We start from the raw sequence: 14,730 nt of genomic DNA, 5'->3' as shown, positions 1-14,730 counted from the left end.
GTCAGCGAGCTGTGTCACGGACCATGTATCCCGCGCCGCGGATGGTGTGGATCATCGGGTGCTCGAAGCCCTTGTCGACCTTGGCGCGCAGGCGCGAGACATGGACGTCGATGACGTTGGTCTGCGGGTCGAAGTGATAGTCCCAGACGTTCTCGAGCAGCATGGTGCGGGTCACCACCTGGCCGGCATGCTTCATCAGATATTCGAGCAGGCGAAACTCGCGCGGCTGGAGCACGATCTCCTCGCCGGCGCGAGTGACGCGGTGCGCCAGCCGGTCGAGCAGCAGATCGCCGACGCGATAGGTGGTCGGCTCGGAGGCTGGAGCGCCGCGGCGGCGCGAGAGCACCTCGACCCGGGCGAGCAGCTCGGAAAAGGCATAGGGCTTGGGGAGATAATCGTCGCCGCCGGCGCGCAGGCCTTTCACCCGGTCGTCGACCTGGGCGAGTGCGGACAGGATCAGCACCGGCGTGGTCTCTCCCTGCTCGCGCAGGGAGCGGATCACCGAGAGCCCGTCCATGCGCGGCAGCATGCGGTCGACCACGAGCACGTCATAGCCGCCGCCCTGCGCCATGGCATAGCCCTCGAGCCCGTCCGGGGCGTGGTCGGCGACATGGCCGGCCTCGCGAAAGGCCTTGACCAGATAGGCTGCCGCTTCGGCGTCGTCTTCAACGATCAGGAGTCGCATGGCAGCACGCTACCTCATCAAAACGAAAAGCGGCAGGTCGGAGGTGACGATCCGACCTGCCGCCGTGACGGCTGGCATTCCCGGCAGGGGGCGACGTGACAGCCGGGAGAAACCATCCGCCCGGAACATGCTCTTGCAAGGTGGACTGACGCTACGCGCCCGAGCATGCCCCGATCTGGATAGGCCCGGTCAGGCCGCCGGCTGGCGACCGACCTCGAACGAGACCTCGCGCTCCTTGCCGTCGCGCCAGATGGTCAGGCTGGTCTTGGCGCCCGGTGCGAAGGTGGCGATCTTCTTCGACAGCTCGCGCGCATCGGCGATCTTCTCGCCATTGACCGCGAGGATGGTGTCGCCGCGCCTCAGGCCGGCCTTGGCGGCAGGACCATTGGCCTGCGCCTCGGCGATCAGGGCGCCCTTGGCATCCTTCAGGCCGATCGCGTCGGCGACTTCGGCGGTGACCGGCTGGATCTGCACGCCGATGAAGCCGCGGGCGACCGAGCCGTGCTCCTTGAGCTGCTCGACGACGCTCTGGACCGTGGCGGCGGGAATCGCGAAGGCGATGCCGACATTGCCGCCCGAAGGCGAGTAGATCGCGGTGTTGACGCCGATGACCTCACCCTTCTGGTTGAAGGTCGGGCCGCCGGAATTGCCGCGGTTCACCGCAGCGTCGATCTGCAGGAAGTCGTCATAGGGGCCGGAGCCGATGTCGCGCCCCTGGGCCGAGACGATGCCTGCCGTGACGGTACCGCCGAGGCCGAACGGATTGCCAACCGCCAGCACCCACTCGCCGATACGCGGCTTGCCGGAAGCGAGCTGGACGAACGGGTAGTTACCGGACTCGTTGACCTTGAGCAGCGCGAGATCGGTGCGCGGATCGGTGCCGATCACCTTGGCCGAGAGCGTCTTGCCGGCATCGGTGACAAGCTGGACCTCGGTCGCGTTGGCGACGACGTGGTTGTTGGTGACGACATAGCCGTCCTGGCTGATGAAGAAACCTGAGCCCTGCGAAAGCTGCACGCGCGGCTGTTGCTGCTGCGGCCCGCGCGGGCCCATGCCCTCCTCGCCGAAGCGGCGGAGGAAGCGCTCGAGCGGATGGCCGGGGGGCAGGCCCTCGACACCGGCCGGACCGCTCTCCTCGTTGTCGGCGGTGGCGACGACCTTGGCCTTGACGCGGACGGAGACGACGGCGGGCTTAACCCGATCGACGACATCGGCGAAGGACGGCAGCTGCGTCTGCTGCAGGCCGGAGAGCTGCACGGGCTGCGCATTGGCCGCGCCGTGGGTGTTGAGGAAATTGTCGGCGAGGCCGGCCATCAGGCCGATGCTCAGCGTCGCGGCGCCGGCGACGATCGCGCCGCGCTTCAGGATCGAGCGGGCGGTGGCCGGCGAGCGGATCGTGGTGTCGGGGGTGTTGTTCTCTTGGGCGGTCATGGATCTCACCTCGATGCGGGAGGCAGGGCCTTCCCTGCTTCGTGAGATGGACCATGGCGGGCGGCGCCTTACCTGGATTTCGCCCGACGATGACAGTTTCGTAAGGTTGGCGAGTCTCCCGGGCAGGAGCCAGCTTGACGTCGGCGCGGCCACAATGCTCCCTACAGTCGATGCGCGCGATAAGAGCAGGCCGAGATGAAATATATGATTGGTTGCATCGCTCTCGCCGCATTAGTGCTGGCCGGAGAAGGCGCCCTGGCGCAAAGCATGTCCGCCTATGAAACCGGGGTACGTCTCGCACAGCGCCGCGGCTATGATAATGCCAAATGCTATGGACGGGTCTTCGCCAAGCACGCGGTGGTCGTCGAAAGACCCGACGGGCGGAGAGGCTGGCGCGCCGCCTCGACACAAACCTACAATGCCGAGCTGCAACGACACTGCGGCGTCGACCGGCTGGGTGACCTGAGGCAGAGGCGACAGCAGTCTGGTCCAGTCACCTCGCAATATCGTGGCGGGGCGTACCAGGCCGGCCTCAGGATCGCAGCGAAACGAGGTTATTCCGGCCCCGCCGCTGCTTGCTTTGCGCGGGTTTTCGCCAATCAGGCCAGCGTTGGCCCGTCGTCGCTCCGTGCCGGCCGGATGACGTGGGGCGCCTATCTCACGCCGTCGATCAGTGGCGAAATGCACCGGCAGTGCGGTATCTCGGTCTGAGCTTGCTCAGGAATCGCCGCGCTTCATCAGTTCGTCCAACCTCGCCTGCTCGTCGGCAGAGAGTGCGGCGCTGGCCGGAGCAACGCTCCGGTTGCGTCTGCGCCAGAGGAAGACGGCTCCGGACAGCACGATCAGGAAGGGCGCGGCCCAAAGCGCGATCGTGCGCGCATTCATCGGCGGACGCAGCAGGACGAAGTCACCATAGCGCGCCACGATGAAGTCGATCACGGCCCTGTCGCTGTCGCCGGCGGTGAGCCGTTCGCGCACCAGGATACGCAAGTCCTTGGCGAGCGGCGCGTCGGAATCGTCGATCGACTGGTTCTGGCAGACCAGGCAGCGCAGGCCGGAGGAAATCCCCCGCGCGCGCTGCTCCAGCACCGGGTTCTTGAGGACCTCGTCAGGCTGCACGGCGATGGCCGGCGCTGAAAGGGCCAGCAACCCGGCGAGGAGGAGCGGAAGCGCGCGCATCGGGCTCACTCGGCCGGCTGCGGAAGCGCGGACGGTGCCGCAACCCGGCGCGGCGCGGCCAATCGGAAGCGCCGATCGGTGAGCGAGAGCGCGCCGCCCGCCGCCATCACCAGCGCGCCAATCCAGATCAGGAGGATCAGCGGCTTGTCGTGGAGCTTGACCGCGATGGCGCCGCTGGCGTCGGGCTCGCCCAGGCTGATATAGGCCTGCCCAAGCCCCACGGTACGGATGCCGGCCTCGGTGGTCGGCATGGCGCGCGCCGTGTAGATGCGCTTCATCGCCTCGACCGGCTTCTGCTCACGGCCGTCGGCGACAATGCGGAAACGAGCGGCGTCCTCGCGATAGTTCGGGCCGGTGCGCGGCGTCACCGCTTCCAGCGTCACCGTGTAGCGGCCGCTGGTCAGGCTCTCGCCGACCTTGAGCATGCCGATCGACTCGGTGCCCCAGGCCACGGCGGCGATGCCGATCACGCTGATGCCGACGCCGGCATGGCCGAGGGCCGTGCCCCAGGCCGAGCGCGGCAGGCCCTTCGCCCGCGACAGGATCGCCGATGCGCCGCTGGCGCGGCCGACGACACGTTCGCCGACTTCCCAGAACGCTCCGACGACGAGGAAGACGCCGAGCCCGATGCCGAGTGGCGCCAGCACGGGGCCGCCGCGAACGAAGGCGAAGATCGTCAGCGTGGCGACGACGCCGAGCCCGAAGGCCACCTGGGCGCGCTGGGCGGCGCCGAGCAGATCGCCGCGCTTCCAGGCCAGGGTCTGGCCGATCGGCAGCAGCAGCAGGAGCGGAACCAGCAGCGGCACGAAGGTGGCGTTGAAGAAGGGCGGGCCGACCGAGATCTTGTCGCCGGTGACCATCTCCAGCACGAGCGGATAGAGCGTGCCGATGAAGACGGTGGCGCAGGCCGTCGCCAGGAAGAGGTTGTTGACGACCAGCGCACTCTCCCGCGAGACCGGCGCGAACAGGCCGCCTTGCTTCAAGAGGGGCGCGCGCCAGGCGAACAGCGCCAGCGAGCCGCCGATGAAGGCGATCAGGATGCCGAGGATGAAGAGGCCACGCTGCGGGTCACTGGCGAAGGAGTGCACCGAGGTCAGCACGCCCGAGCGGACGATGAAGGTGCCGAGCAGCGAGAGCGAAAAGGTCAGGATCGCAAGCAGGATCGTCCAGACCTTGAGCGCGTCGCGCTTCTCCATCACCACGGTCGAATGGATCAGCGCCGTGCCGGCGAGCCAGGGCATCAGCGAGGCATTCTCGACGGGATCCCAGAACCACCAGCCGCCCCAGCCAAGCTCGTAATAGGCCCAGTAGGAGCCCATGGCGATGCCGAGGGTCAGGAAGGTCCAGGCCAGGAGTGTCCAGGGCCGGACCGCTCGGGCCCAGACCGCGTCGATCTTGCCCTCGATCAGCGCCGCGACGGCGAAGGCATAGGTGATCGAGAAGCCGACATAGCCGACATAGAGCAGCGGTGGATGGATCGCGAGGCCGAGGTCTTGCAGGATCGGATTGAGATCCTGTCCCTCCCCCGGCGCCGGGACGAGCCGGCGGAACGGGTTCGAGGTCAGCAGCGTGAAGGCGAGGAAGGCGACACTGACGCTGCCTTGCGCCGCGAGCGTGCCAGCCCGCAGCTTCGGCGGCAGCGAGCGGCGCGACAGCGCGACCAGCGCGCCGAACAGTACGAGGATGAGGACCCAGAGCAGCATCGAGCCCTCATGGTTCCCCCAGACAGAGGTCAATCTGTAGATCAGTGGCTGCGTCGAGTGCGAGTTGGCAGCGACGTTCTCGACCGAGAAATCGGACGTCACATAGGACGCCATCAGGCAGCCGAAGGAAATCGCGACCAGCAGGAAGTTGGCGATCGCAGCCGCAGGACCGACCGACGCCAGGGCCGGATCGTTCCGGGCCACGCCCCAGAGCGGCACGATCGTCTGGACGACCGCGACGCCGAGCGCCAATGCCAGTGCGAAATGACCGATCTCGACGAACACTGGCGCAGCCCTATTTCGTGGCCGGCGCTGTCGGCGCGCCGGGCTTGGTTTCGCCGGGCTGCCAATGGCCCTGCTTCTTCAACGCGTCGGCGACCTCGCGCGGCATATAGGTCTCGTCATGCTTGGCGAGGACGGAATCGGCGCGGAACCGTCCCGGCGCCTCGAGCACGCCTTCGGTGACCACGCCCTGCCCTTCGCGGAAGAGATCGGGCAACAGGCCAGTATAGCTGACCATTGTCCTAGTCTTGCCGTCAGTGACGGCGAAGCTGACGCGCTGGTTGGCACCACGCTCGACCGAGCCGGTCTCGACCAGGCCGCCGAGGCGCAGGCGCGTGCCAGGCGTGAGGCCCTTCTCGACGATCTCGGTCGGGCCGTAGAAGAAGACGATCGAATCCCGCAGCGCATAGGCAACGAGCCCGGCGGCAAGGCCGAGAACGATGCCAGCCGAGGCGATCACCACGAGGCGACGCTGCTTGCGGGTCAGGCGCTTGCGCGGGGGCGAGGCAGGGATACCGGCCTGGATGGTCATCGAGCGGCCTCCTGCAGGCCGAGTTCGCTACGCAACCCGTCGAGGGCAGACGCCGCCGCCCGATCGGACGCCAGGCGCTCGCGGGCCGTGGAGAGCGATTTCTGCGCAGCCTCGCGTTCACCGAGAACCGTCTGGGAGCGGATCAGACGAGACCAGTCGGCGAGACTGCCGCCGCCCTCGGCAAGTCGCGCGGCGAGGCCGTCGACCATGCCGCGGATCGCACCCATACGCTCGGCCTCGGGCAGGCTGGCGATTGCGTCGGACGGTGGGGAGGAACGCTCCAGCCCTTCGAGACGAGCCCGGACGGTCGCAGTCCAGGGGGCGTCGGCCGGCGCATCGGCAATCAGAGCCTTGAGCGACGTGATCGCGGCCGGCACCTGCCCGTCCTGCTCCTGCGCGATCGCCATGAAGAAGCGCGCCCGCGGATTGGCCGGATCGAGTTTCAGCGCCTCGGCGAGGCTCTCACGTGCAGCCGCCGTGACGACGCCGCCGGCAGCAAGAATCTGGGCCTCGGCCTGGCCGCCAAGCCGCTCGGTCGTCGCACCATCGTACCGGACCGCGTTGACGAAGGCCTTCGCGGCATCCTCGAAACGGCCCTGGCGGAGATAGACGGGGGCGAGCACGTTCCAGCCCTTGCCGTCGGTGGGGTTGGCGGCGAGATGCGCCTCGATCCGCGCCAGCGCCAGCTCGAAATCCTGTGCCGGATTGCCCTGCATCCGCGCCGCGAGCGGCTGATCGGGAACCGTCGGCGAGCCATAGGCGCCATAGACCAGCAGAGCCAGCAGGGGCACGCAGGACAGCGCGATGGCGGACGCCGCGCGGCGCCGACGCAGCGCCGGCTCGCTCTCTCCGGCGGGAACGGTCTCCGATGCCGTCTCGCGCAAAAGCCTGCGCGCGGCTTCGGCCTTGGCTGCCTCGGCCTCGGCGGCGCCGATCAGCTTGCGGCCGAGATCGCGATCGATCTCGGCGAGCTGGGCGCGGTAAAGCGCGGTCGCTCCGGCCGTGTCGGCGGAGAGTGCCGGCGCCCGGCGGCCGAGCGGCCAGAGCACCGCCATGACCGCAGCCCCCGTCATGGCCGCGAAGATGATCCAGATCAGCATTCGCCGTTCATAGCCGTTCGAAGGTGCCGGTTCATGTCCGAAGATGGCGACAAAGGGTCACGCGGGCAATGCGACGTCAGACCGCCGGCAGGACGAGACGGGCGCGAAGACCGCCGAGCGGCGAACGCTCCAGCGAGAGACCACCACCATAAAGCTTGGCGAGATCGACGACGATCGAGAGGCCAAGCCCTGAGCCCGGCGTCGTCTCGTCGAGTCTGCGGCCGCGTTTGAGAACCTCGGCCATCGCCTCATCGGGCAGGCCTGGCCCGTCATCGTCGATCAGCAGCACGAGACGTCCTTCCGGCGCCTGTGCCTCCGGTACCAGGCTGACCTGGACTTCGGTACGCGCCCATTTGAAGGCGTTGTCGAGGAGATTGCCGAGCATCTCCTCGAAATCCTGCTTCTCGCCGCGAAAGCGGACGCTGGCGGGCACGGTGTGGCTGCCCTCGATCGCCCTGCCCTGCGCGATCTTCTCGAACGTGCGGATCAGCGCGTCGAGCGAGGGAGAAATCTCGCAGATGCCGCCGAGCGCACCCGACAAGGCCGCGGCCCGGGCCCGGTCGAGATAATACTGGACCTGGTCGCGCATGATCGCGGTTTGGTGGCGGACCGTCTGGGAGAGGACGCCCTGGCTGGCCTCGGCCTCGTTCTGCATCACGCTGAGCGGCGTCTTGAGGGCGTGGGCGAGATTGCCGACCTGGGTGCGGGCGCGCTCCAGGATCTCGCGATTGGCGTCGATGAGCTGGTTGAGCTCGCCTGCAAGCGGGGCGAGATCGGGTGGATAGCGCCCGGCGATGCGGGTGCTCTCACCGGTGCGCACTGTGCCGACTGCCGAGCGCAAACGCGCCAGCGGACGCAGGCCGAAGCGGACCTGCGCGATCGTCGAGGCGACAAGGGCGAGCCCGAGGAAGAGGAAGGTCAGCGTCAGGGCGAAGCGGAAATCGCGGATATCGCCCTCGATCTCGTCGGCTGGCGCGGCGACCCCGACGGTGAAGCGGCCATCCTCGCCGACATCGATCTCCCGTTCGAGCACGCGCAGACGCCGCTCGTCCGGCCCCGAGATATAGCTCTCGCGCAGTCCGCGCGGATTGGGTTGCAGGTTCTGATCGAGCAGTTTCGGCAATTGCCCGCCGACGAGGGAGCGCGAGGTGCGCACGCTCGGGCGCTCGCCGTCGAGCCGGATGATCTGCCAGTACCAGCCGGAGAGCGGCAGGTCGAAGCGCGGCTCGCCGAGATCGCCGATCGCCTGGCGCTCGGCCTCGGGCGGCGCGGCGAGGTCGGCGACCAGTTCCTTGATGTAGACGCTGAGGCGCTCGTCGAAGCCGCGCTCGGCCGTCCGCCGATAGAAGGTCGTAAGGCCGAAGCCGGCGAGGATCAGCACCAGCGCGCAGCAGATCGCAGCCGAAATGAAGAGCCGCGCGCCAAGCGAGAAGCGCTGCCGCGTGACCGGCATGGCGCCCTCAGGCTTTCGCGGCAGCGATATAGCCGAGGCCGCGTACGGTCTCGATGACGTCGACGCCGAGCTTCTTGCGCAGGCGGCCGACGAAGACCTCGATCGTGTTGGAATCGCGGTCGAAATCCTGGTCGTAGAGATGCTCGACCAGCTCGGTGCGCGAGACCACGCGGCCCTGATGATGCATCAGATAGGCGAGCAACCGGTATTCGTGCGAGGTGAGCTTGACCGGGTTGCCGTCGACGACGACCCGGCTGGCGCGGGTGTCGAGGCGAACCGGGCCACAGATCAGCTCGGCTGTCGCATGGCCGGCCGCACGGCGCAGCAACGCACGAACGCGAGCCAGCAGCTCCTCGATGTGGAAAGGCTTCACGACATAGTCGTCGGCGCCAGCATCGAAACCGGAGACCTTGTCGCTCCAGCGGTCGCGCGCCGTCAGGATCAGCACCGGCATGGTCTTGCCAGCCCGGCGCCAGCCCTGCAGCACGGCGACGCCGTCGACCTTAGGCAAGCCCAGATCGAGAATCACCGCATCATAGGGCTCGGTCTCGCCCAGATAGAGACCTTCCTCACCATCGAGCGCCTTGTCGACGGCATAGCCGGCATTCTCCAGCGCATTGACGATCTGGCGGTTGAGGTCCTTGTCGTCCTCGACGACGAGCAATCGCACGGCGGCTTTTCTCCGATTGGCGGATCAGGAACGCGGCATAGCGGAACTAGCGGATATCCGCCACCTTGCCCGAGGCGCCGTCGAGCGTCACGCGGGCGACGCGGCCGTCGCGCTTCATCGTCGTCACCACATAAACGAACTCGTCGCCCTGCCGGCAGAGCCTGATCCGCAGGACTTCGCCAGGCGCGGCCTCGCGGGCATGGCGGGAGGCCACCGCCGGCTGCATGACCTTGCCGTCCGACACCGCTTCGCGCGTTTCCTGAGCTGACAGGCAGGCGATCGGCGGCGCCGCATCGACCGGTTCCACGGGCGAGGCAGTCGCGGTCACGAGCGCGAGAAACGCGACATTGGGGTCGAGCAGCATCATCGCCATTGGGCTAGCCCGGCATGCGTGAATGCGCCATGAACATCGGCGTGAGGCTAGCTCAGCGCACGGTGATGTGTCCACGCCGGGAAAAGCCGACACCGGCAACAATGCTGAGTTGCACCAATTCGACGTCCAACACAGCCTGGGCGCTGCCGAAATCGGCGAGTTCCTGCGCCGCTTCGTAGACCACCGTCGGTGCGCCGACATCGATGACCCTGATGACCTCGGCGCCGGCGCGTAGCGTGACGCGATAGCGCTCGACCTCCTCGCCCAGCGGTACCTCGACCGCTTCCCAGGAATCACCGCCGACGCGGCTGCGTCGAACCCAGCTCAAGGCGACGCCGAACGGCAGGCGTTTGGCGCGCGGGCGCACCGGGGCAAGTGGCCGCAGCGGTGCTGTTCCGACGGTTGCGGAGAGCTCGCGCATCGAGGCCGACGCGACATCGGCACTGGGCGGCCCGATCCGGTAGCGCAGATGCCGGCCGACATCGTCGAGGCTCGTGGTCAGCGCGACCGCCGCGCCGTCGAGGACAACCACGCGCGCACCGGCTGCCAATGTCCGCGCCGCCGCCGTCTCCGAACCGCCGAGCCCACGCACCAGCTGCGACAGCCGGAATGTCCGCGCTGCGATCAGCTCGACCCGCGCCGCCGTCGCGATCTCGACCTCCCCGGCAGGATCGATGAAGGCGAGCGCGTTGGCGCCGGCGAGCGCCTCCTCCGCTGCGACCGAGGCAAGACCGCCGCCACGCAGGCGGACATCGACGAAGGCATGCCGATCGGTCCGCCAAAGCGGCCCTGGCCTCAGCGCGCTCAAGGTTTCGCCCATGATCGATGGTGCCGCGACGATGCCAGCCAAGGCGAACGGCATGCCCTCAGTGGCGCGCCAAATCGCAAGCCCACCGGGCCACGGATCGGCGAAGGCTGCGAGTGATTGCAAGGGCGGCGGCGTGTCCCGCACGACCGGCAGGTCGAGGATCAGCGCATCCGGTCGGCCGGCGATCCGCGGCGTCACCTTCGGCGGGCGTGTCTCTGCCACTCCCGACGCCGCACCGCGATAGATCGCGGGCTCGACCGAGCGCGCATCGGCGCGCCGCGTCGGGCCATCACTGATGCGCGTCAGCCGGAACAGGCGCGGCTGGCCGACCACCTCCATGGAGACGACGTCGCCCGCCTCGAGGTCGATGCAACGTGGCGACAGGTCCAATTCGAGCGTTTCGCGGCCCGCCCAGATCTCCTGCAGCCGTTGATCGGCAAGCCGTTGCCCTTCGGCTCGGCGCGTGACCATCGGGAGCTCGACGGCATTTTCCCGCCGCGCGGCCCCGGCAAGGCGGCGCGAGCGCGCCGTCGCCTGGCGGTAGTCGTTGTTGCCGTCGATATGAACGAGGCGCAACTCGCGCGGCAGTTCGCTCTCCTGTGCCCGGCGCAATTCGAAGGGCTGGCCGTTGCGATCGAGCACGAGGTCGTCCGCCGACAACGCCCGCGCAATCGTCGCGGCGCGGCCACGGAAGGCGAGCTTGCCGGACGAGATGACGGCATCGAAGCCGAAGGCTTGAGTCAGCGGCTCGAGCGCCTGGCGCGCCGAGATCGGCCGATCGAGCACATAGCCGTCGGCGAAGCCGTCGACGGCGAGCTCGTACGGCGCAGGCAGGCCGTAATCTGCCAGGATCGCACGGACCAGCCGGTCGAGCGTCACGCCCTCCAATCGACCGTTGATCCAGTGGCCGGTCTCGTAATTCCCTCCGTCGGCCCAAACCGAGGTCAGATCGGGGAAAGCCGGGAACGGCCTGGCGTCCCAGGTCCAGACGAAGATGTTTGCCGGGTCGACCATGCGCGGGCCGAGCGAAAGCCAGGTTGGGTTGCGCTGCGGATCGAAACCGGGAAGCGCGGGGTCGAAACCCGACAGGATCGCCTCGATACCGCGCGCCTGGACGAGATCGTCGCGCGCCTTCGTCGAGAAATGCGGATAGCCGCCATCGATCGATTTCGGGTCGGGAAAGACGTTCGGTGAATTGCCGCCCTTGTCGACGGCGGGCAAGCCGACCTCGGTCAACCAGATCGGCTTCGAGCCGGGCAGCCAGCCGGTCGCACCGATCTCGAAGCCGGCGAAGCGCTCGACATGCGGGTTCAACCACCAGTTCGGCAGGTCCTTCGGCCGGAAGACCCAGGGCTTGCCGAAGGCGCCGTCGGTGATCGGCAGGCGCGTCTGCGCATAGCGGCTGGAGAGGGTGGAATAGTACCAGTCATAGCCTTCGCCCGCGGTCAGGCGATGGCGCAGATAATCGACATCGGCTGGGCCGCGGGCGATCGAAAGGTCGGCATGATCTGGCGTGTCGCGCCAATCGGAGAGCGGCGCATAATAGTCGATGCCGATCGCATCGATATGCGCGCTCGCCCAGAGCGGATCGAGCGGAAAGCGCACCTCCAGCCCGCCGTCGCGGACATGGGCGCCGTACTCGGTCCAGTCGGCAGCATAGGTCAACTTGACCGGCGGAGGCAGGATGGCGCGGACCTCGGCCGCGAGCGCGGTAAGGCCAGCGACCATCGGATAGTATCCGGGCGCCCCGCGCACCCGCGTCAAGCCGACCAGTTCGGAGCCGATGATGAAGCCCTCGACGCCGCCGGCCGCCTTGGCGAGCATCGCCGCATGCAGCACGGCGCGACGGAAGCTCCACTCGCCGGTTCGCGCGCATATGACCTTGTCGCCGTCGAGCGAGAAATCCGCAGCCGTGGCCGTGCCGAGGAAGCTCACGATCTGCCCGGTCGCGATCGGTGTGCCGTCAGGCGATCCGGCTTGGCCCGGCGCCGGCGAGCAGGTGATCCGGCCGCGCCAGGGATAAGGCGGCTGCGAGGCGTTGCCGGTGTGTGGATCGGGCAGGCTGTTGGCGTAGGGGACGTCCATCATCACGAAGGGGTAAAGCACCACTTCAAGACCGTAGACATGGCGCAGCCGCCGGATCAGCGCGACGACGCTCTCGTCCGAAGGCGTGCCGCCATAGGCAGGCAGGCCGCTCGACTGGCTGACGACGCGCGCGCTCGCCCGGTCGAGGCCGGCGACAGACCAAGGCGCGTCGGGCGTGTTCTTGTCGGCGATCTCGACGCGCGGCGCGATAGTGCAGGAACCGGCGCGCAGATCGTCGCCGAACCAGCTGACGACGAGGGAGATGCGCCGCAGGTTCGGGCAGAGCGCCAGCAGGTGGCCAATCGCGCCGTCGATATCGGTGGCGCTGTGCAATTGATGCCGGTTCTCGGCGATGGTGACGCCGGCTTCGGGCTCCTGGTTGACCAGGGTCGGCTGGTAGATGAATTCGCTCGCGCCCGGGATCAGCGTCACCGCCCGGATCATCTGGCCGAGGCCTGGCACCGCGCGCACCACCTCGAAGGAGAATTGCGGCACGCGATTGCCGTAGTCAGCAAGCGGGAAGCGTTCGAACACGACATAGGCCGTGCCACGATAGGCTGGCGCCGCGCCGGCTTCCTTGGCTGCGATCAGCGGATCGGGCTCCTGGTTCTCGAAGCCGCGATGGACCCGCAGCCCCAAGGTGTTGAAGTCGACCTCGCGCCCATTGGCCCAGATGCGGCGCACGAAGGCGATCGGCCCCTCGCAGACCGCGACCGCGAGATTGGCGTAGTAGCTGTAGGTGGTCTCGTAGGTCTTTTGCGCCTTCTGTCCGCCCTTGCCTCCGGCCTTGGTGCGGGTGACGGTGGTCGTCACCTCCTCCTCGAAGCGTGTCGCCCAGATCAGCTGACCGCCGAGCCTGGCCCGGCCATAGACACGGGGGATCGGCGCGCCTTCGGTCGAGGCGAGGCCGTCGATCTCCTTGAGGCGCGGGCCCTCGACGATGCGCGTCCCGCCGCCCCCGCCAAAGAGACTCTGGTCGAGGCTCGCCCCGGCGATCGCGCCGAGCGAACGGCCGATCATGGCACCGAACGGGCCGCCGACGGCAGCGCCCAGTACCGAGCCGGCGACCTGCAGAACAAGCGTGGCCATCAGGCGTCGAGCTCCGGAAAGGCGAAGACATGGCTGAGATGGCGTCGCCACCAGCCGGTGAAGGCGACTTCGCCGACCGCGGCGCCATCATGGGCGTGTAGGATGTGGTCCGGCTCGGTCAGGACGGCGCAATGCGCCGCCGGCAGATGCGCCCGCCAGCGGAAGAGCAGCACGTCGCCGGGACGTGCCTCTTCCGGCTTGACCGAGATCAGATGACGTTCCGCAGCCTGCGCCAGTGTCTCACCCGAGCCCTGCTGCGCCCAATAAGGCGAATAAGGCGGCGTCGGCTCCGGCTCGCCGCCATAGAGATCGCGCCAGACGCCACGCACCAGGCCGAGGCAATCGCAGCCGACGCCACGGAGCGAGGCCTGGTGATGGTAGGGCGTGCCGAGCCAGCCACGCGCTGCTGCGATGACACGCGCCCGTGTCGCATCTGCGCCGGTCATCGGAACAGGCTCCCCCCATCGAACGGCCCCGCGCCGGGATCGCCTGCCCCGGTGCCGCCGATGATGAAGTCGTTGCCCGGTAGATGCGGAAAGCCGCGGAAGTTGACGCCGTTGCCGAACTTGTCACGGCAGGTGGCGAAGCGCTTGTCGCAGCCTGGGAGTGCCGTGAAGAGATCACCGACAGCGATCGGGCGCGGCGCGGCCTGCCAGAGCTGCAGGATGACGGCACCGTCGGCATTGCGATGGCTGCGGATCTCTGTGGAAAAGCCAGTGTTCTGACCCGCCTCGAAAACCAGCCGCCCCCCGCTGAAACGCCCGTCCTGGAAACTGCCGAGGATCGGCGCCGTGATCGTGAGCCGGCCATCGGTGACGGAGACCGTCCCAAGCGCCGGAAGCGCCACGGCGCCGCAACGGGCATCGCCGAGATCGGCGGAGCAGCCCGCAGTGTAGAGCCGGCCGCGCTCCTCGTCGAAAGCCTTGCCGAGACCCCGGACCTCCGCGGTGAAATTGCTGTCGCTGCGTTTCACCTCGCCGACGAAGCCGGCCTCCAGCAGGGTGCGCTGGCTTGGATCGGCCCAGTTCACCAGCCAGAGCGCAACGCGGGCGTCGTCATAGAAGCCGCGCGACAGATCCTCTTCGTTGAGGCCGCTTGCCGCGAGGGCCCCGAGCACCTCGCCGCCACTGGTCGCAAAGCCGAGCTCCGAGCTGGTTTCTGCGGCTTCCAGGCCGGCGTTCGCGCGAAACAGGATGCTGTCGAAGGAAAGATCGCGATCGTGATCGGTGAAGCCGAGCACCGCGCCGTCACGGCGGGTCAGGCTCCAGCACCGGCACAGCGTGGTCGCCTCGCCGGCGACATGCGCGGCGAGTCCCGAAGATAATGTCCGCATGGCGAAG

The 14,730-nt window shown here is 68.2% G+C and carries 13 protein-coding genes; 1 reads left to right on the top strand and 12 read right to left on the bottom strand.

Features of this window, described 5'->3' with window-relative positions:
- Position 1 precedes the first annotated feature (1 nt).
- Complete coding sequence (locus tag GV161_RS19825; RefSeq protein ID WP_152017303.1) at positions 2-685, bottom strand: response regulator transcription factor; 684 nt, start codon at positions 683-685, stop codon at positions 2-4.
- A gap of 189 nt (positions 686-874) precedes the next feature.
- The gene (locus GV161_RS19820) at positions 875-2,116 is read right to left on the bottom strand and encodes a trypsin-like peptidase domain-containing protein (RefSeq protein ID WP_348521238.1); all 1,242 of its coding nucleotides are present in this window, start codon (positions 2,114-2,116) and stop codon (positions 875-877) included.
- 195 nt (positions 2,117-2,311) lie between these two features.
- Between GV161_RS19820 and GV161_RS19815 the strand changes: the two genes are divergently transcribed.
- On the top strand, positions 2,312-2,827 hold the full coding sequence (locus GV161_RS19815) for a hypothetical protein (protein ID WP_152017302.1): 516 nt from the start codon (positions 2,312-2,314) through the stop codon (positions 2,825-2,827).
- Positions 2,828-2,833: 6 nt separating this feature from the next.
- Here GV161_RS19815 and GV161_RS19810 read toward each other — a convergent pair whose 3' ends face one another.
- From GV161_RS19810 to GV161_RS19765, 10 genes are all read right to left on the bottom strand, one after another.
- A complete protein-coding gene (locus tag GV161_RS19810) occupies positions 2,834-3,295 on the bottom strand; it encodes a cytochrome c-type biogenesis protein (protein WP_152017301.1) in 462 nt (153 codons plus the stop codon).
- 5 nt (positions 3,296-3,300) lie between these two features.
- A complete protein-coding gene (locus tag GV161_RS19805; RefSeq protein ID WP_152017300.1) occupies positions 3,301-5,283 on the bottom strand; it encodes a heme lyase CcmF/NrfE family subunit in 1,983 nt (660 codons plus the stop codon).
- Positions 5,284-5,293: 10 nt separating this feature from the next.
- Positions 5,294-5,767 (bottom strand): cytochrome c maturation protein CcmE, encoded by a 474-nt coding sequence (ccmE, locus tag GV161_RS19800; RefSeq protein WP_152017546.1) that lies wholly within the window; start codon positions 5,765-5,767, stop codon positions 5,294-5,296.
- A 41-nt stretch (positions 5,768-5,808) separates the two neighbouring features.
- The gene (gene ccmI / locus GV161_RS19795; protein WP_152017299.1) at positions 5,809-6,912 is read right to left on the bottom strand and encodes a c-type cytochrome biogenesis protein CcmI; all 1,104 of its coding nucleotides are present in this window, start codon (positions 6,910-6,912) and stop codon (positions 5,809-5,811) included.
- A gap of 76 nt (positions 6,913-6,988) precedes the next feature.
- Positions 6,989-8,365 carry a sensor histidine kinase gene (locus GV161_RS19790; protein WP_152017298.1) on the bottom strand — a complete coding sequence of 459 codons (1,377 nt, stop codon included), beginning with the start codon at positions 8,363-8,365 and terminating at the stop codon, positions 6,989-6,991.
- 7 nt (positions 8,366-8,372) lie between these two features.
- A complete protein-coding gene (locus GV161_RS19785; RefSeq protein WP_091830995.1) occupies positions 8,373-9,035 on the bottom strand; it encodes a response regulator transcription factor in 663 nt (220 codons plus the stop codon).
- A gap of 46 nt (positions 9,036-9,081) precedes the next feature.
- Complete coding sequence (locus GV161_RS19780; protein WP_152017297.1) at positions 9,082-9,408, bottom strand: hypothetical protein; 327 nt, start codon at positions 9,406-9,408, stop codon at positions 9,082-9,084.
- Between the two features lie 52 nt (positions 9,409-9,460).
- Positions 9,461-13,390: a glycoside hydrolase/phage tail family protein gene (locus GV161_RS19775; RefSeq protein ID WP_152017296.1), complete on the bottom strand. Its 3,930-nt coding sequence runs from the start codon at positions 13,388-13,390 to the stop codon at positions 9,461-9,463.
- Positions 13,390-13,836, bottom strand: a complete 447-nt coding sequence (locus GV161_RS19770) for an NlpC/P60 family protein (RefSeq protein ID WP_152017295.1) — start codon at positions 13,834-13,836, stop codon at positions 13,390-13,392. The genes GV161_RS19775 and GV161_RS19770 overlap by 1 nt, the downstream gene beginning before the upstream one ends.
- Positions 13,833-14,723, bottom strand: coding sequence for a DUF2163 domain-containing protein (locus GV161_RS19765; RefSeq protein ID WP_152017294.1), 891 nt, complete (start codon positions 14,721-14,723; stop codon positions 13,833-13,835). Before GV161_RS19765 ends, GV161_RS19770 begins: the two co-directional genes overlap by 4 nt.
- Positions 14,724-14,730: the final 7 nt, after the last annotated feature.

It is taken from the genome of Bosea sp. 29B (genome assembly GCF_902506165.1).
In the GTDB taxonomy this organism is placed as follows: Bacteria; Pseudomonadota; Alphaproteobacteria; order Rhizobiales; family Beijerinckiaceae; genus Allobosea.
The sequence above is the reverse complement of the archived record's forward strand: the minus strand, read 5'-3'. Positions and strand labels throughout refer to the sequence as shown.